General features: G+C 51.3%; 17 protein-coding genes. 6 read left to right on the top strand and 11 right to left on the bottom strand.

Annotation, left to right across the window (positions count from 1 at the left end; all coding sequences use genetic code 11):
- The first annotated feature begins 65 nt into the window (after nt 1-65).
- Entirely contained in the window at nt 66-1,151 is a 1,086-nt protein-coding gene (locus MTC_RS01225; protein ID WP_014404853.1) for an OBG GTPase family GTP-binding protein, read from the top strand.
- Between the two features lie 32 nt (nt 1,152-1,183).
- Here MTC_RS01225 and MTC_RS01220 read toward each other — a convergent pair whose 3' ends face one another.
- Together MTC_RS01220 and MTC_RS01215 are read right to left on the bottom strand one after the other, a co-directional pair.
- Nucleotides 1,184-1,642 carry a HEPN domain-containing protein gene (locus tag MTC_RS01220; protein WP_014404852.1) on the bottom strand — a complete coding sequence of 153 codons (459 nt, stop codon included), beginning with the start codon at nt 1,640-1,642 and terminating at the stop codon, nt 1,184-1,186.
- Complete coding sequence (locus MTC_RS01215; RefSeq protein ID WP_014404851.1) at nt 1,642-2,196, bottom strand: nucleotidyltransferase family protein; 555 nt, start codon at nt 2,194-2,196, stop codon at nt 1,642-1,644. Before MTC_RS01215 ends, MTC_RS01220 begins: the two co-directional genes overlap by 1 nt.
- 323 nt (nt 2,197-2,519) lie before the next feature.
- Here MTC_RS01215 and MTC_RS01210 point away from each other — a divergent pair, with 323 nt between their 5' ends.
- Together MTC_RS01210 and MTC_RS01205 are read left to right on the top strand one after the other, a co-directional pair.
- Complete coding sequence (locus MTC_RS01210; protein WP_014404850.1) at nt 2,520-3,482, top strand: DUF7287 family protein; 963 nt, start codon at nt 2,520-2,522, stop codon at nt 3,480-3,482.
- Nucleotides 3,469-4,008, top strand: coding sequence for a DUF7288 family protein (locus tag MTC_RS01205; RefSeq protein ID WP_014404849.1), 540 nt, complete (start codon nt 3,469-3,471; stop codon nt 4,006-4,008). Before MTC_RS01210 ends, MTC_RS01205 begins: the two co-directional genes overlap by 14 nt.
- 15 nt (nt 4,009-4,023) lie before the next feature.
- On the opposite strand, the gene MTC_RS01200 is transcribed toward MTC_RS01205, so the two are convergent.
- Genes MTC_RS01200 through MTC_RS01180 form a run of 5 tightly spaced genes read right to left on the bottom strand, consistent with a single transcriptional unit; the run spans nt 4,024 to nt 9,653 of the window.
- A complete protein-coding gene (locus MTC_RS01200) occupies nt 4,024-4,773 on the bottom strand; it encodes a DUF7289 family protein (RefSeq protein ID WP_014404848.1) in 750 nt (249 codons plus the stop codon).
- Between the two features lie 13 nt (nt 4,774-4,786).
- Complete coding sequence (locus MTC_RS12535) at nt 4,787-5,236, bottom strand: DUF7266 family protein (protein WP_014404847.1); 450 nt, start codon at nt 5,234-5,236, stop codon at nt 4,787-4,789.
- 4 nt (nt 5,237-5,240) lie between these two features.
- Nucleotides 5,241-5,681: a hypothetical protein gene (locus MTC_RS01190; protein WP_014404846.1), complete on the bottom strand. Its 441-nt coding sequence runs from the start codon at nt 5,679-5,681 to the stop codon at nt 5,241-5,243.
- The gene (locus MTC_RS01185) at nt 5,678-6,289 is read right to left on the bottom strand and encodes a hypothetical protein (RefSeq protein ID WP_014404845.1); all 612 of its coding nucleotides are present in this window, start codon (nt 6,287-6,289) and stop codon (nt 5,678-5,680) included. Before MTC_RS01185 ends, MTC_RS01190 begins: the two co-directional genes overlap by 4 nt.
- 13 nt (nt 6,290-6,302) lie before the next feature.
- Nucleotides 6,303-9,653 (bottom strand): Ig-like domain-containing protein, encoded by a 3,351-nt coding sequence (locus MTC_RS01180; RefSeq protein ID WP_014404844.1) that lies wholly within the window; start codon nt 9,651-9,653, stop codon nt 6,303-6,305.
- A gap of 230 nt (nt 9,654-9,883) precedes the next feature.
- On the opposite strand from MTC_RS01180, the gene MTC_RS01175 reads away from it, so the two are divergent.
- Genes MTC_RS01175 through MTC_RS01165 form a run of 3 tightly spaced genes read left to right on the top strand, consistent with a single transcriptional unit; the run spans nt 9,884 to nt 12,794 of the window.
- Nucleotides 9,884-10,864, top strand: coding sequence for a hypothetical protein (locus tag MTC_RS01175; RefSeq protein WP_014404843.1), 981 nt, complete (start codon nt 9,884-9,886; stop codon nt 10,862-10,864).
- Between the two features lie 4 nt (nt 10,865-10,868).
- On the top strand, nt 10,869-11,687 hold the full coding sequence (gene mtxX, locus MTC_RS01170; protein WP_014404842.1) for a methanogenesis marker protein Mmp4/MtxX: 819 nt from the start codon (nt 10,869-10,871) through the stop codon (nt 11,685-11,687).
- A gap of 48 nt (nt 11,688-11,735) precedes the next feature.
- A complete protein-coding gene (locus MTC_RS01165; RefSeq protein ID WP_014404841.1) occupies nt 11,736-12,794 on the top strand; it encodes a sodium:calcium antiporter in 1,059 nt (352 codons plus the stop codon).
- Between the two features lie 6 nt (nt 12,795-12,800).
- On the opposite strand, the gene MTC_RS01160 is transcribed toward MTC_RS01165, so the two are convergent.
- The 4 genes from MTC_RS01160 to MTC_RS01145 all read right to left on the bottom strand — a co-directional run bounded on the left by MTC_RS01160 (nt 12,801) and on the right by MTC_RS01145 (nt 17,681).
- Nucleotides 12,801-13,979: a LarC family nickel insertion protein gene (locus MTC_RS01160; protein WP_014404840.1), complete on the bottom strand. Its 1,179-nt coding sequence runs from the start codon at nt 13,977-13,979 to the stop codon at nt 12,801-12,803.
- 82 nt (nt 13,980-14,061) lie between these two features.
- Entirely contained in the window at nt 14,062-14,730 is a 669-nt protein-coding gene (locus MTC_RS01155; protein ID WP_237705936.1) for a DUF1614 domain-containing protein, read from the bottom strand.
- 50 nt (nt 14,731-14,780) lie between these two features.
- Nucleotides 14,781-15,032: a PRC-barrel domain-containing protein gene (locus MTC_RS01150; RefSeq protein ID WP_014404838.1), complete on the bottom strand. Its 252-nt coding sequence runs from the start codon at nt 15,030-15,032 to the stop codon at nt 14,781-14,783.
- Nucleotides 15,033-15,158: 126 nt separating this feature from the next.
- Nucleotides 15,159-17,681, bottom strand: a complete 2,523-nt coding sequence (locus MTC_RS01145; protein WP_014404837.1) for a CDC48 family AAA ATPase — start codon at nt 17,679-17,681, stop codon at nt 15,159-15,161.
- Nucleotides 17,682-17,738: the final 57 nt, after the last annotated feature.

Genomic DNA, 17,738 nt, shown 5'->3' with positions numbered 1-17,738 from the left:
AATTCTAAAAAAATTATAAATGCGATAAACGAAGACCATTTTTAGCGGCTGCTAAAGGGTAGTGGATGACAATCGAGGAAGAGATACGGGCCATCCAGGAAGAGATGGATAGGACCCAGAAAAACAAGGCAACCGAGCATCATCTGGGCAAGCTCAAGGCCAAGATGGCCAGGCTCAAGGACGAGCTCATCAAGAGGGCCATCGCGTCTAAGGGCGGGGGAGAAGGCTACAGTGTAAAGAAGAGCGGGGACGCTACCGTTACTTTGGTCGGCTTTCCATCCGTGGGCAAGTCCACGCTCATCAACAAGCTGACCGACGCACACTCCGAGGTTGGCGAGTACGAGTTCACCACGCTTGACGTAATCCCGGGTATAATGGAGTACAGGCAGGCGAAGATACAGATACTGGATCTGCCCGGCCTGGTGAAGGGCGCCTCGGCGGGCAGGGGAAGGGGCCGCGAGGTCATCTCGGTGATAAGGAGCTGCGATCTAATCGTAATGATAATCGACGTTTTTAACTATCAGCACTTGAAGGTCCTCGAGGACGAGCTCTACGATGCGGGCATTCGCATTAACCAGCGCCCTCCCGACGTCACCATCACGAAGCTCGTCAAGGGGGGCATAACGATAACCTCCACGGTAGAGCTAAGCCTGGACCACGAGACCATAAAGACCATCCTGGGCGAGTATAAGATCCATAACGCCCTCGTGAACATAAGGGAGGACATCACGGCGGACCAGCTCATCGACGTCATACGGGGTAACAGGGTGTACATCCCGGCCATTACCGTGGTAAACAAGATAGACCTGGTGGATAAGGAGCAGCTGAAGCTTTTCCCGAAGGACGCCCTGAAGATATCTGCTGACATGGAGCTAAACCTGGATGCGTTAAGGGAAGAGATATACAACAAGCTAGGGTTCATCAACATTTATTTGAAGCCTCAGGGCGGCCCTGCGGACATGGACGAGCCCCTCATCATGAGGAAAGGGTGCACGGTGGGGGACGTGTGCGACCGGCTCCATAAGGACTTCAGGCGAAAGTTCAGGTATGCCAGGGTATGGGGGAATTCGGCGAAGCACGCAGGGCAGCGCGTAGGGCTCGATCACCAATTAGAAGACGGCGACATACTCACAATAATAATACAGAAATGAGAGAATGTCCATGATCTTTTGTTGCAAATATTTTAAGGGCCTATTTTTATGCCAATCAAATTTTTCATCTTTTCATTAAAGTCTGATGCAACATTTATCACTTCATTTGCCGTATTTTCATCATACTTTAAGCCATAGTCCGCGTCCCACCTGAACTCCAAGGCGCCCTTATACCCGATAGCATACCTGGTCTCAAACTCCCCATTTCTCGCACATCTCTCGAGGTAAAGGTATGTACATTTATGATTGGTTATTATTAGCCCTTTTGACCTTACGTAAGCTTTTGCGGCATGAAGCATAGAATAATACGCTTTAACAATTGCCCATTTATAGTCTTTATTATGCATATCGCGCCTTGCGCTTTCCATGTCATGGTCCGAAGCGATGACCTCATTTTGTATAATTTCAGGATTCTTAGACTTATCAAATGAGGAAGTGATCTCTCTTTTAAACCGCTCCCTCTCACAATCAAATAAATCCTTTATTTCCACTAGAGCACCCTTATCTTATACCGTTCAATCGATTCATAAAAAGCCTTTTCGGTATTATACAAGTTAGCATAGCCTATTGGCGTGTATACTATGGGGTTTACCTCTCTCTCCATATTAGTTTTAAGCCGCTCAATAAGCTCATTTAGCACGCTTTTATCTGTATCAGCAATTATCAAAAGGTCTATATCGCTATTTTCAGTATCTTCGCCCCTGGCGGCAGAACCGAAAAGATATATTTCAATGTTCTTATCTGAGAAATCCCTGACTAATTCATAGAGCTTTGACAATATTATTAAAATTTTTAATTGTTTTAATACCGGATTCCCTTCTGAAATGGAATAAAACTTGCTGCCAGCCTTGACCTTCTCGTTTAAAAGCCCGTAACCTGACAATGAGTTTAGCAACCTTATAGCTCTCGTTTTAGGTATGCGGGTCACCCTTATGACTTCGGACTGGTACATCTCAATCCCTGGCTTATACAAAAACGGTTTAAGTAGCTGGATGCAGCCATCCGAGGCTATTAAATCGATCAGGCTTAAATCATGACTGGCCATATTAGATATCTAATTGGCTTTTTTGATATAAACTATTTGCTATATTTTAGCAAATGTATTCTAAGTTTTAGAAGATGTGTTCTAATTTTTAGCAGAGGGCAATTAGTAGAATCTTCTATGTATTGGTATTTATAAATTCCTGAAGCCATAGGGCAAGCATGCTGACATGCGACATACTCACCATCATAATACAAAAATGAAACAACGCCCAATAATATCATCGTTTACATACCAATCAATTTTTATGGGAAGAAAGCCCTTATATAGTTTGAAAATAAACCTTGTAGTGTTTATCTGGCTAAACCGCCTGGATGGATGTGGGTATGCTTGGTGATGACCGTGGGCAGTCGAACCTGGATTTCTTATTCGGGATAAGCGTATTCCTTTTAACATTTTTATATGCGGTCACATTTATACCGGGCATGTTTACCCCATATCAGCCAGGAGCCATAGACCTTAGCGCAGTCGCATATCGTACAAGCGCCATGCTCGCAGAGGATCCGGGATGGTGTAATAGTACAGCAGCAGGAGGCCTTCCTGGAAATAGCTCATGGGAGGATCATCAGGATTGCCTATTACGTATTGGCCTCGCCGGCGATAGGGGGCATCCAAATATCCTATCGCTTAATAAGATAAAAGCGCTGGAAAGCCTCGTCGCATCGGATTATACATTAGTTAGGGAAAAAATGGGGCTTAATGGCTCTATCATTTATGACATAAATGTCGCCGTTGAGATGAACGGCACTTCGCTTATAAATGCGCCATGGCCTAGCGCTAGCTCACAGAACATCGAATCAATAGAAAGAGTAGTCCTAATAGATACGGGGAAGGAGCTGTTCGTTGATTGCAACAACCCTGGGGAGCAATATAACAGTAATATGCTGAACGTGACCCTAAATAATCTGACTTCAAGGGACAGGGATATCACTATCAGGATATATAATTTAACTGCCGCATACCCGATAGGTCTGGCTCAGGATCCTATCAGAGTCGTCTCATTATCGGGGAATGCCATAAGCCTACCACCCGATGACTATATCATCAAATTGAATGGGGAAGTGAAAAATTCTACGGATTTCGGGTTTATGAAGGGCGACGTTCTAGAGATTACTATATTAAATACCGCGATAAGCGACCCCATTATCTCTGCAGTGAACATATGGGCTAACTCGAGCTGCATGCCAGGGAGACCCGTTGATTACGTCTATGACCCGGTCTTTAAGCAGAAAAGCGTATGCTACCCGGGTATCATGAGGGTTGAGGTGTGGTCCTATGCATTTTCCTGAAGGCGATAAAGGCCAGATATACACGATGGAGGGCATAGTGGCCTCAGTCATACTCCTGAGCGTTTTACTATTCATCATACAGGCGAACTCCATCGTTACTCCTCAGACGGAGCGCTTAGTGGATATGAAGCTATACGAAAGGGCCAGCGATACGTTGACGTGTATGGACAGGAATGATGCAGATAGTACCATATGGAGCACGATGAGCTCGCTTAAATCCTACGTTGCCGGGTGGAATGGCAGCACGGTAACGTATGGGGTTCAGGGTAACGTGACCGGGCTTGACAGCGCGATAAGGTCGATGCTCCCCGAGCACGTCCAGTATAGCGTGAGCTTCATTTATTATAATGGGACAGGCAGGCAGGAGTGCCCCGTAATAGTTCATGGCAAGCCTGCGGATAACTCCGTGGTCTCCAGCAGGCTTGTTACGCTAAATGAGGGCGACGCCATGTCGGATTACTGGAAAAATGTTAATAAACGTTTCCCGCAGGTCGTTGAAGTGAAGCTCACATGCTGGTACCTATAAGGCTGGTATTCATTTTTAGTTTAGCGTTACGCCTACGTTGTGCTCGATTATTATCAGCTTTGATATTTTGGTGAACCTTGCGGTAAAGCTGTGGTCGTCCAGGCCGCTGATGTAAGCACCGTTATCCTCCATGAACCTTGCCCATGCCTGCGGGTATGCCGTATTAAGCGTTATCTCTGCGTCGGAAGGGGAAGGCGCGCTATAAGGATATACATTCGTGCCCTGATCTTGAAGCGTTATGCTAACGGTCGCCGACCCGCCAATGGATGAGCCGGTGGCGTTCAGCCTTATAATGTTTAGCACCAGGGTATTTGTATCGCTAATGTTAAAAATGCGGGGCTTTAGCACCATGATACCGCTACCTGTGATATCATATTTTTCCCATAAGCCGCCATTTTCAATGGCGATGACGCCAGAGCTAGTGCTAGACCTGAAAGTGATGTTGCCAGTTTTATTATTATAAGTATTACCATTATATGTCACCTTGATCTCGTTAGTCGAGCTATTAGCCGTGATAGAGCCTCCCTCCAGGTGGATTTTCGTCGTCTTTAGAGGCGTACCCTCGAGCGCCACCTGCTTGAGGTCACTGCTCACCACCATGAAGCCCTGCTCGATGCCTTTAAAATTATTCTGGCTCTTGGCGTTATCAAGCACGCCATTCCCAATTACAAGGATGATGGCAATGCAGGAAACGACTATCATGAATATGAGTATATAGCCCAGGGTTTCGGATACGGCGCTATTATCGCTATACGGTTGACACATTCGAATTCTCCTCTTATTTATGATAATAGATTACATGGGTATCTGAAAGGCTTGATGTGCTGCCATTCACAGGAACGGTGGAGTTAACCCCGTTCAACGTTACATAGATGGATACACCGTTATACGGCGAATAAACGATTATTTCCTTATCCTCCGGGTTCGTTATGCTCCTATTGATGTCTACCCGATAGTCCTTACCGGCAACAGTCATGGGTATGTCAAAAGTGGTGGAGATTTCGCCTGACTGAGGGTATATCAGGTACGTGTCTACTATCTTAGTTGTAAGGTCGTTGCCGATGTCCGTGAACTGTATCCTTGATACCGTCCTCTGCGGCCCGTCGATAAATATGGTACTTGCCATGGCAAGCATTATCATGAAAAGTATTGATGCTATTATGAAGGTTATGATATAGTCGACCAGGGGGGTCACGCCCGACTCGTCGCGAAAGAATGTCGTCTTCATGCCTCTACACCTGCGGGATTTTTACCGTTATATTCTCAAAATAGCGGGTCTCGCCATTATTATAATAAATGTATATCGTGGCGTTGCTTATCGTGCTGTTATCGAGCGCAGGCACCGCTGTCAGGTTAACTGAGCACCCCTTCTCCTCAAAGAGGCGGGTGACGTTGCTTGCATACTGGTTGAATGAGGCATTAAACGTGTCCATCTTCATGCTTGCATTATGCAACGTGTTCTTATTCTCTCTTTCCCCTATCAGGTACGCCTCGCCTATCGTCTCATTCCTTATGTCCCGTATATCGTTCTTCGGAAAGCTCATTATGGAGTCGGCTGAAGAGTGGCCGGCGATGGATGACTGGTTAAGAAAAATTAGCAGTATGACCATCCCTATGGATATTATCACGCCTGTGAGAAGCAGGAATTGCCCCGAATCATCCCTTTTCATCATACTATCACCCTGTTCATCGCTATGACGTCGCCGCCCTTTGCATCTATCCTGACTATGTAGAAAGCGACATTGGTTTTACAATTTAAATCCCAGACGGCCTTGCCTGCCGCATTCAAAGTTAGGGTCGCTGATGCCGGCCCATCCATCCTGGCGCTTTCATTCTCCAATACATTGATGGCTATATCCCATGCTCCAGGGCTATCTATAAGGCTATCTATCGATTCTTTTGCATATGGGTACAGTCTCTCCGCCGTCTTTTCTATTGTAATGCCTTTTAAGGCCCCATCCTTAATATAAACTGATGCCTCCTCTGTATCTGACGAATAAGTTAAGTGCCATGTATCCGATAGCCCGCTATCGCAAAAATCCGACGATATCTGTGCAATCGACACATTTCTGGCGCTCTTCTTCCAGCCTCGAACCTGTGAGTCGTTTTCAGCAATGGAATAAGCCTGCAATGCGGTAATTATGCCGTTTGATTCATTCCTGGTATTATTTAAAGTATTAGCATTAGGGCTTTTATCGTTATCAAGATATACCGCCGCTCCGATGACTGCCAGCGAGAGTACCAGAGCGGCCCCAATTATTACATAAGCCATTTTTACCATAGGGATTCCATTTTTATTTTAGCGTTATCACGCCATTATCATACAGTCTCCTGAGGCATATATAATCGGATGACTGGTTTATGACCTGGTTGTTTGGCATGACCTCGTATGCTATGACGACGAATTTATACTCGCCTGGCGTGTCGCCTCCCTCCCACGTGTAGTTATCCCAGGGGTAGTTCGTTTTGATCGTGCTGGCGTCACCATCGATGTATATCGTCTGTGTGTATGAGTAGTTGCCGGTATAGTTTACCTTCCATTTGATGTTCTGTCCTGATGATGCCATGTTATATATGTGGCCCGCTGTAGAGGTATCTATCGGCGACTTGATGGTCACGTTAAGCGTTGTCGAGTTTATGCCGAAGTCGTTGCCAATGCTATTATTAACGAATAGCGAGTCGATTGCGAAGCTTGTCGTGTCCCTGCTGCCGTCCTCCCTGGTGAAGTTAATGTAGCTTTTGTTTGTGATGGGCTCTATAAGCCCCCCTCTTCTCACGATTAGCTGGTAGTTTAGTGTCCACGTATCGTTAAGCTTTATCACGCCCGGGTTCCATTGGAGGTCGTATGTCCCATCGGCGTTTATTGTCGGCTCCTGCTGGACTACGGTTCCATTTGGATACCGGACGTATGCGCTGTGCGGAACATATTCTGCATCCGGGTATAGGGTGCCATTTATCATCGTGCAGCTCGTGATGATGTGCATCTCCGTCTCGTTCGCCACTATCTTTCTTAGCTCGCCTGCGATATCCCCGTAGACGTGCTGTAGCTGGATGTCAGATACAACTTTAGTATAATAGCCTCCAGTGATATTCGCTATCATGCCCAGGTTATACTCGTCGGGCATGCCCATGCCAATCGTATAAATCGTAATACTCTTATTCTTTGCATTATATGCCTGCTCTATATCATTGCTAGGGGTCTGCGAATAGCCATCGGACAGCAAGATCGCCACTTTCTTATTTGAGCTATTAGAGTATGGGCCAGTTAGCTCTGATATCGCTTTAGCAATGCCATCCCCTATTTCAGTGCCGCCATTCGCATTCAGGCTATTTATCGCATTATATATACTAGATTTATTCTGGCTATTTACAAGTGTTAAATATTTTGCGACTTTTGAGCTACTGTTAAACCAAATGATGCTTACCTGGTTATCCGTCATGTTATCTACAAATTGGCGCCCTGCAACCTTTGCCGCGCTATCCGAATCGTTAGTATACCGATTATTCAACCCTAGCCTCTTCGGTTGCGTTAGGACCATTACATTATAAGGTGGCCATCCTCCAGCAGCTGTATGTTTAAATTTACCGGATATAGTATAATTTCCTATCGCAGCACTTGGAATTATAACACAATTTTCATTATCATAATTCGTACCATAATATGTTTTACCATCTGGCCCTTTAACTCTCAAAGAATAATAGTAGCTACCATTTGAAAAGTTACTGTATGATGATGATAGCATAAATTGTAAATCCTGCACCTTATGATTATAAAATGTCGTTATATTATATCTGGTATCTTCAGAAGCCATTGTACCTTGGAGAGGACTCCCGTTCTCCGGGAAAATAGTTGTGGAGAGCCAGTTCATGCTGCCCGAGCTGTCGAAGATGAGGGCGACATCATAGCTCTGCCCTTTTATCTTCCAGCCTATGCCTCTCACGGTGATGCTAACGTTAATCGTATCGTTAACCGAGACGTTGGTTTTTGGAGATACATCAGATTTAACGCTTAAGAATGAGTTTTCTGTGTATAATACGTTACAGGTTCCTGCCAGAGAGCCGCTCGTCGCCAGTATGGGAGCGCCTACGGCCAGGTCATTACCCCTGTTACTGCTGCTAAGCGTAAATTGCGTGGTGAATTCGCCGCTATCAGCCGTTATGCCGCTAGAAGGCCCTGTTATATTTCCCAGGGTGGTATTTAGGGAGGTGACGTTCACGGGTTGCCCGGCAATCGGATGGCCCCACTGGTCCGTTATCGTGGTGATTATATCAGTCGTATGGACATCATACCCTCCAGGAGGCGTGCTTACGTTTGCGTTGGCTACGGCGTTAGGGTTAGCGACGACTTTGATTATCGCCGGAGGCCCGGCTATATAGCCCAACATAATCGAGTTATTAACTTCTACTGTCGAATTATTCGCTAAATAATACACGAGCGCGGATACAGTGTATAAATCGTTATGCACAAACAATGAAGGAGATATATCAATGGATGCATATCCATAATTATTAGTAGTCACGTATTTTGTATAATTGGTATCATAATTTTTGACTATGGATAGCTGTTTGTTTTTTACCGGGTTACCGCCGGCGTCAACCGCCCATATGCTCAACGTATATTTCGAGGTTCCATCCGCGAGTATGGGCGATGAGGGGTTCGATGAGAGGATGATCCTGCTCACGTCGCCGCCCTCCCCATAGATGACCGTGCTCTTCAGCGTGCCCCCGAGGTCGCCATTGCTGACCTGTATGGTATTATTGCCTGTAATCTGACTCAAGTTAAAATAAAACTTAACAATGCCGTTAGCATCCGTCATGGCTGATAATGTACCCAGCACAGAGTAGTCGGGCCCATATGCGGTGAAGTTCAAGGGCACGCCAACGGCCGGGGTACTACTGCTTAAATCCTCATAAAATACGGCGTCAACCTCAACATACGAGCCTATGGGCATTGTAGCGTTAGGGTATCTGAAAAGAAAAAGGTTATTTCTATCCAGGAATCGCACCGAAGCGTTGTCGGCTAATCCATTAACGTTGGCCGATATATTTGCCGTATGCGTGCTACTATACGGTCCAACGGTCCTGGTGGCGATGCCCGAGCTACCGGTCATCGATGAACTCATCACTCCATCGATGGTGAAGTTTACCTGTAGATTATTGACGGCGTTGCCATACTGGTCTACGACTTTAGCGCTCGCCGTGGCAATACTCATGCCATTGGCCAGCCTGAACTCGTGGTCTACCGTAAGGTCTACCGAGTATGGCGGCCCGGGGTTCACGTATACGGGTATGCTATAGTTTATTCCAAGGTAGGTCGCCGTTATGTTGTTATAGCCCGCCGCTGTGCTCGTGTGGAATGTGGCAGCCGCGTATCCCGTCATGTTAGTCGTGACAGGCGATGTTATCGAGCTGTTAGGGGATGTCACTGACAGGGTTATCGTTTTGCCGCTTGAGCCATTACTCGAGTCGTTCAAGATGATATATATATTATAATCAGTATTTACCATGACATTTGGGGATATCTCTATATTTATCGTCGGCTGATCAGCATGTGCTGGCGCCGACAGCCATGCTGCCAGTAAAATGGCGCCACAAACAGTGATGAAGAACACGGGCGCATCATTTATTAGGGTTCGAGCGGCCATACTAGCATCCCTTATTACTTAATCGATTTTGGCTTATTAATACTTTTTGTAAGCGCTCTTTTCCCCGATAATAATTCTAAACCAGGATAAATTTGTGCTGTTTTTTCATGATATTTACTAATTTTGTAATTTATTATGAAATAGTACGAATAAACTCTGTGTTTTCCAAAATTTTTTATACCTGTCGGTGCTATATTTTCTACCGAAAATTTCGTTAGCTAGTGATATGCATGATGCTTAAGCCAGAGCAGGTGAAGGAAAAGTTCGGCCCGATGTTCTCGCAGCGCTTCCTGACGATGGTTGATGTGTCGAAGGGCGTTGCTGAGATCATCGAGACGTGCTCCGTGAGAGGAACGATTGAGTGGGACGCGGTGAACCGCTGCAGGGCCGGGGGCCTTATCGAGTGGTGCGAGGTTGAGGGCACCACCATGACGATGAGGGTCAGGCTTGGCGAGAGTCCCATAAAGTTCGGCCCCACCGACGTGGAGTATGGCGGCCAGGGCCTGGAGGCCGTGAAGGTCGAGGGCGATAAGGTTCGCACCAGGTGGGCGGGCTGCGGAGGGGCGGGGCTTGGAGTGGCCGCCTGCCTGACCCAGGCGCCTGGAGTGCTGCACGCCGTTTACCCTACCGAGGAAGACCTCAAGGTTGGAGGGGCCAGGGCTAACCGCGTGGAGCTCGTGACGCCTTTATACGAAAAGGTCACGTTTGGCATTGATGATACGGATAACAGGGAGGGGGGCGCCACCTGGGTGCTCGCCCTGAAGGCCAGCAAGGCCGCATCTTCAATAGAAGGCGTACAATCCCTCAACCTGCGCCTCATCCAGCTTTTCCCTAAGTCGCCGCATAAGACGACGAACTGCGTGTCGTCCGCGATTACCTTTGCGGTGAGGCCCGGAGCCGTTGAATCCCTTATAAATAGCGTGGTCTCGACCGTTAAGGCTGAGACAAGGTCTAATAAGACGGGCATAGCAGTGTACAGGGGCATCGGAATCCCGCACTCTCTTAACGAGCTTGGATGGGAGATAAAGAAGAGGCTCGTATCGCTAGGCCATGTGGAGGAGGCCGCAAGGGGCACTGGCGTGGAGTTTATAGAGCTTTTCGAGAACCGTGAGGGGCGTATAGGCGCACTGGCGGCTGTGGCGCTCTCCGAGGAGAGGACTGATGCGGCGGCGCTGTATAACGATTGCGCGCTCCCCCTTATAAAGAAGTGAGCCTATGGTGTGGGAGGCGATTAAGGCAAGGGCTGTGGCTAATTGCGCCCGGATCGCGGTGGGCGTAGGGCCTTCGTACGCCGATAAGACCATAGAGGGTGCGGAGAGGGCAGCCGAGAATGGTTACGCCAGGGTTACGCTGGTAGGCTCAAGGCCAATGGATACAGCCCTCGATACAGTAGTCTCGGAGACGCCCGAGTCAGCCATCATAGAGCTTTTAAAGGATGGAAAGGTGGATGGGGTGGTAAGAGGCTCTCTGGGAGCCAATTCCACCCTCAGGTCCTTGAGGCGCATCATGGGACTGGATAAAATACTTCGTGTATCCTTGCTCAGGGCACCTTCTGGCAGGTTCTTCTTTTTCGCCCCTGTCGGGGTGGATGAGGGCTGGACTGTGGAGGATAAGGTTGAGCTTGGGGAGAAGGGCGTCCAGCTTATAAGGAGGTTTGGCGTCGAGCCTAAAGTAGGCGTCCTCTCAGGAGGCAGGATGGAGGACAGGGGGAGGTCGCCTAGAGTGGACAAGACCATGGATGATGCCGAGGCGGTGGCAGAGAAGCTAAGGGAAAAAGGCATACAGGCCTGGCACGCCTCCATACTCTTCGAGGACGCCATAGGCGAGTATGAGTATATCCTCGCGCCGGACGGCGTCTGCGGTAACCTCATGTTCCGCGCTCTTTGCCTCGTGGGCGGCGGCGAGGGATATGGCGCACCGCTTGTGGGCACCGATATCGCCTACGTGGACACATCGAGGGCAGGCAGCGGATATGAAAACGCCATATGCATGGCAAGCGCATTGGTAAAAGGCACTAAAGCTTCGAGCCTTTAAGCGAAAAACTATATATGAATATCTAACCAGGTAAGTAGTCGTGGGTAAATGGACATCATCATATTTCTCTTAAGCTTCGCCGTAATACTGGCGGGCTGCGAGTTCTTCACGAATGGAGTTGAATGGACGGGGAAGCGGTTCAACCTCTCAGAGGGCGCGATTGGAAGCGTGCTCGCCGCCGTGGGCACGGCGCTGCCAGAGACTCTCGTACCGCTCATAGCGATATTGATGCTGGGGGGCGACGCAGGGGCGGAGATCGGCGTAGGGGCCATACTGGGGGCGCCATTCATGCTCTCCACGCTGGCGATCTTCATCTGTGGCCTCTCTGTGCTAATATTTGCCAGGCGCCGAAACACCCGCACTCTACACATCAACGGCCACATCATCCGCCGTGACCTCGTGTTCTTCCTGCTCGCCTATTCCCTCGCCGCCATCGCCGCCTTCGTGCCGCCATCGCTAGGCCTTTTCAAGACGCTCCTGGGCTTCACGCTGATACCCCTCTACATAGTATATACGATCTATACGCTAAAAACCGGCGAGGTGGGCAGCTCCGAAGGCCTTAAAGCCCTATACTTCGACAGCGTGATAAAGAGGTGCATCCCAAAGAAAAGCCTGGACAAGGACTGCCCCGACCCGAGGGAGCCTGCGACTGCCCTAATACTCATACAGGTTTTCGCATCCCTTGGGGCCATCATCCTGGGCGCCAACCTCTTCGTCAACCAGATCAACGAAATCGCCACTTTCATCGGCATCAACCCCCTCATTCTCTCTCTCATCATAAGCCCCATCGCCACGGAATTGCCGGAGAAGTTCAACAGCATGCTGTGGATAAGGGAGCGGAAGGATACCTTCGCCATCGGTAACATAACCGGGGCGATGGTCTTCCAGAGCTGCATACCGGTGACGATAGGAATCCTGCTGACTAACTGGCACCTAAACATCGCTAATAAGGTGGAGTTCCTGGAGGCGGTCACCATCGGCATCGCCCTATTCTCCGGCGCTGTATTATACTGGCGGTCCAGCCATAAGGAGCTGAAGATGTCCGGGCTCATGCTCGGAGGCGTGCTCTACCTGCTCTTCTTCGCGCTGGTAATAATAAGCATATAAAAATTTTTAGCCCCCAAACTTCTTCCAGGCCTCAGCCTCAGCCTTCCGCATGACCGTCTTAAGCGGCATGGCCATCTCCCGGGCCACCAGCCTGGCATCTTCATATTCCACGGACACGTCAATAACCCTGCCAGCGGTATCCGAGGACACCTTGAAGCGCATGTCATAGGGCTTACCGTCGATGCTTACGCTCACCACCACGACCTCCCTCTTCGCTATGAAGCGGTGCTTGATGGGCATGACCCGGACGCCCAGCGACCCGGTCTCATACATCATCCGGCGGGCGATGGCGGGGCCGTCCTCGGTTTTGGCTATAACCCTGATGATGTGGCCACTCCGGCCCTTCTTCATCGTGGCAGGTATAATGCTCACGTCCATTGCGCCCATCTCCATTAGTGACTCGAAGAGGCTGCCGAGAACCTCCCCGGTTACGTCGTCCACGTTCGTCTCGAGCAGCTCCATGCGGTCCATGATGAGGGCGTCGTCTACCTCACACAGGGCCGCCCGCAGCACGTTGGGCAGCGGGAGGTCTAGCGTGCCAGCGCCGTAGCCCACAGCGAGCGGCCTGTTATCCGGGTAATAGCGGCTCGATGATTTAGCGTAATAAGCGAGCGCAGCAGCAGCGCCAAAGGTAAGCAGCTCCCCGTCAAAGGGGCCGCCCTGCACGATAAGCCCCGACCCCTCCACGAGCTTTAGCGTCTCGGGCCTCGGCAAGGGCGTCAATTTGCCTCCAACGTCGGCCACGCCGCCGCCCATGGCAACCGGCGTCGAGTGGACGGGGGGCCTTCCAAGGGAGTCGTAGGCGGTGCAGATGCCCGCGATTAGCGCCATCGTGTATACGCTCATCTTTTGCCCCCGGCCATAAAGCGCCTCCATGGCGTCAAAAATGCTGCCCACTATCCCCATTGAATCAGAGCGGACCGGCTGCCTCTCATGCATTACATTAAGCTTCGACAGCGCCTCATCCCTTCCCAGGTCAGGGTGCCTCTTCCTGGCAGCGTTTGCGTTGATCCCCGCCACCTTCGCCGCCATGCCGTCCTGCCGGTCCTGCACGTCCAGGGGCGCGTCGCAGAGCCCTTCGACGATGCTGCGCACCCGCCACTCGTCCGCCCCGCACCCCAGCATGGCGCCCAGCAGCATCTCCTCGGTGGCTCCGCAAAACGGGTCAAGTATCAAGCACTTCAATTTTTCACTTCTCCATATCCGTTTTATATCGCCCCATTTATTTGAATATAAGGTCTATGTTTGCTCGAATGAGGCCTCATGCTTATACGCTCGTCAAGATGGCGGCCAGGATGGTGGCGATGACGCCGGTTAGCAGGATACCGTCGAAGGTGCCTGCGCCGCCGATGCTGACGAAGTCTGACCCGACCTTTCGGATGCTGCCCAGGTGCATGATGTCGGCGCCTATCAGCGTGCCGAAGACGCCAGAGGCGAAGGCCATGCGGGCCAGGCTTGCGAAGCCCGAGCCGTCGATGTACAGGGATGTTAAGGAAGCTCCTACGGCCAGAAGCGGGGGGATGAACATGGGCACCATGATGCCGACGCTCCTCACCGGCCTGGCGAAGTAGAACACGCCTAATGCCACTATCAAGGTGGTGAGCAGGAGGGGCGTGAAAGGCAGGTTTAGGGCAAAGTACACGCTAAGGGCGGCCGGCATGATGCACCCGCCCAGGTTTACCGCCACTATGGTCCGGTGCCCCTGCCATACGGGCAGCCTATAGCGGGACCCAAGGTATGGCACCGTCGGAGGCCGGGCCGAGCCAGGGCTCTTAAACTCGTAAATGGGTATGTTTACGACGCTGCCGAGCAGGATAGCCATGTATATCAGCAGCGCCTCCAGCGGCGATAGCCCCAGCGCCCTGCCCACGAGGTCCGCCGCCGTGAGGCTTAGCAACGCCACGCATGCCAGCAGGATGAACGGCAGCAGAAGCAATAAGATAAAAAGGGGTAAGGCAAGGGGAAATGTGACAAGTCTTCTCATTTTTAGGCGGTCGAGGCTTTCTTGTCGACTACGATATAGTCCTTGACGGCCCTGACTGCGGAGAACGGTATAAGCACGAAGCCGTCCTCGGTCCTGTAGTTCTCCACGTTGAGCGTCATGTCAGGCCTGACCATCAGATCGACTAGATCGCCCGTCCTCAAGTCACACGTGATATTATATAAAATGCCCATGTCTGAGCCATCGGTTCCCATTATCTTCTTATTGGACAGTTTTTTTGCCATCACTTTAACCATTATGAATACCTCACATCCATCTCCTACGCTTACCCTCTGGGGCAGCCCATAAATGTACTTATTATATAACCGTCGTACCCTCTAATAAAATTTCTCATCATAAAAGAAAAAACTGCCAGCACGGCTTTACACGTACTGGTCAGTTGTATATACCTTCTGTATCTCCTTAGAGATGCCGCCCTTGAAGTGGTCCCTTATGCCCTGGTAGTAGCTCTTCACCATGTCATTCATGGTGGGCTTCACCTTCTTAAGGGCCTCGCGGAAGTGCCGCATCTCAACCACCTTTGCCTCGAAGTTCTCCCGCAGGGCGAGCATGGCGGCCTCCCGGCATATGGCCTCGATGTCGCTCCCCACGTAATTCTCCGTGAGGTCCGCTAGCTCATGGAAGTCCACGTCGACGGAGAGCGGCATGACGCCCTGGTAGAATGGCTGGGCCTCTTCGGGCGTGCCATCGGGCTTCACCTTAGAGAGAAGCTCCGGATCAGCCTTCACCTTTTTGATGGCCTCCTTAAAGTGCTTAAGAGTCACATGGCCCGCGTCCTGCTCCTTCGAAGCCATCTCTGCCGCCACGCCACAGATGGCCTTCACCTGCAGGTTCGTATACGGCTTCAGGAGGTCGAACAGCTCGACCACATGCGTCTTCTTGTCCAGCGTCACGTTCAGGCCTTTCAGCATGCGGCCCAGCTTCTCTTCGAGCTCGCTATACCTCGTGTGTATCTTGAAGATGCTCACCCTGCCCTCGGCGGAAGGCGGGCCCACGTACACGAGCCTGTCGAACCTGCCCGGCCTCAGCAGCGCAGAATCGATGATGTCCGGCCTGTTCGTCGCGCCAATCACCACGACTCCCTCCAGCTCCACGAGGCCGTCCAGCTCGGTTAAAAGCTGGTTGACCACGCTGCGCTCCACGTTCTGCATGCCCCCTTCACTGGCTGCGCGGGCGGGAGTCAGGGCGTCCAGCTCGTCGAAGAAGATGATGGCCGGAGCAACCTGCCTCGCCTTGCGGAACGTCTCGCGCACCGCCTTCTCGGACTCGCCAACCCACTTGGAGAGCAATTCAGGGCCCCGAATGCTGATAAAGTTGGCCTCGGACTCGTTGGCCACCGCCTTTGCCAGCAGCGTCTTGCCCGTGCCAGGTGGGCCGTAGAGGACGATGCCCTTCGGGGGCTTAATGCCCATGTCCGCGAACTTCTTGGGGTTCTTGAGAGGCCACTCTATGGTCTCGATGATCTCCTGCTTGGCCTCCTCGAGGCCGCCCACGTCGCTCCACCTGGTTTGGGTCGGCTCTATGAATATCTCCCTCATGGCTGAGGGCTGCACGTCCTTGAGGGCGTCGAAGAAATCTGCATTAGTGACGCGCATCTGCTCCAGGAACTCCCTGGGTATCTCCTTGTCCAGGTCGATGTTGGGCAGGTACCTGCGAAGCGCTTTCATGGCCGCCTCCTTTGCCAGGCCTGCCAAATCCGCTCCCACAAAGCCATGGGTTATCGAGGCGAGCTTCTCCAGGTTGACGTTGTCAAGAGGCATGCCTCTCGTGTGAATCTGGAGTATTTCCAGCCTATCGTGGGCGTCGGGCACGCCTATCTCAATCTCACGGTCGAACCTGCCGCCACGGCGGAGAGCAGGGTCCACCGCGTCAACGCGGTTTGTGGCGCCGATGACCACGACCTGGCCCCTCTCCTCGAGGCCGTCCATCATGGTCAATAGCTGCGCCACAACCCTTCTCTCCACCTCCCCGGTGACCTCCTCGCGCCTCGGCGCTATCGAGTCCAGCTCGTCGATGAAGATTATGGAAGGCGCGTTATCGCGGGCGTTCTCGAATATCTCGCGCAGCCTCTGCTCCGACTCTCCATAGTACTTGGACATTATCTCCGGGCCTGCGATGGAGAAGAACTCCGCGCCGCACTCGTTGGCCACCGCCTTCGCAAGAAGTGTCTTGCCCGTGCCCGGCGGGCCGTGCAGCAGCACTCCCTTGGGCGGCTCAATGCCTAGCTGCTGGAAAAGCTCGGGGTGCTTCATGGGGAGCTCGATCATCTCGCGGACGCGCTGCACCTCGTCCTTGAGGCCGCCTATGTCCTCATAGGTAATCCCTGTCGTCTTCACCTGCTCGTAGCCCCTCACGGGCTTGTCCCTGAGCTCTATCTCGGTGCTCTCCCCGATTATCACGGCGCCGGCCGGCTCGACCTTCACGGCTATCAGCGGTATCGCCTGGTTCGACAGCGTCCTTCCCATGAACGGGTTCGGCATGCTGCTCATAAGCGGCACCACGTCCCCAAGCATGACCGGGCGCTTCAGAAGCTGGTGCTTTATCATCTCCACGGCGTTGCCGCTGAACTGTATGGCCGTGCCCTCTGGCGGGGCGAGCACGATGTGCGTCGCGTCCTTGACCGAGGCCTTTTTGACCTTGACCCGCTCACCGATGCCCACGTCGGCGTTCTGCCTGGTAAACCCATCGATGCGGATCATCTCCTGGCCCCAGTCCTGCTTCTCGGCCCGCCATACCTTGGCCACCGTGGCACGCTTCCCCTCTATCTCTATGATGTCCCCTGGAGACAGCTTAAGCTCCAGGAGCGTGTTAGGGTCAATTCGCGCGATGCCCCTTCCAAAGTCGCTGGGCAGCGCCTTTGCTACCTTCAGGTACAATTCCTTCATTCAACTCCTCTTATTATAATCGCCAGTATATTAGAATATGTTTTATCCCCCATCATA

The organism is Methanocella conradii HZ254 (assembly GCF_000251105.1).
Taxonomy (GTDB): domain Archaea; phylum Halobacteriota; class Methanocellia; order Methanocellales; family Methanocellaceae; genus Methanocella; species Methanocella conradii.
Note: the sequence above shows the minus strand (reverse complement) of the source record. Positions and strands in the feature narration are given on the sequence as shown.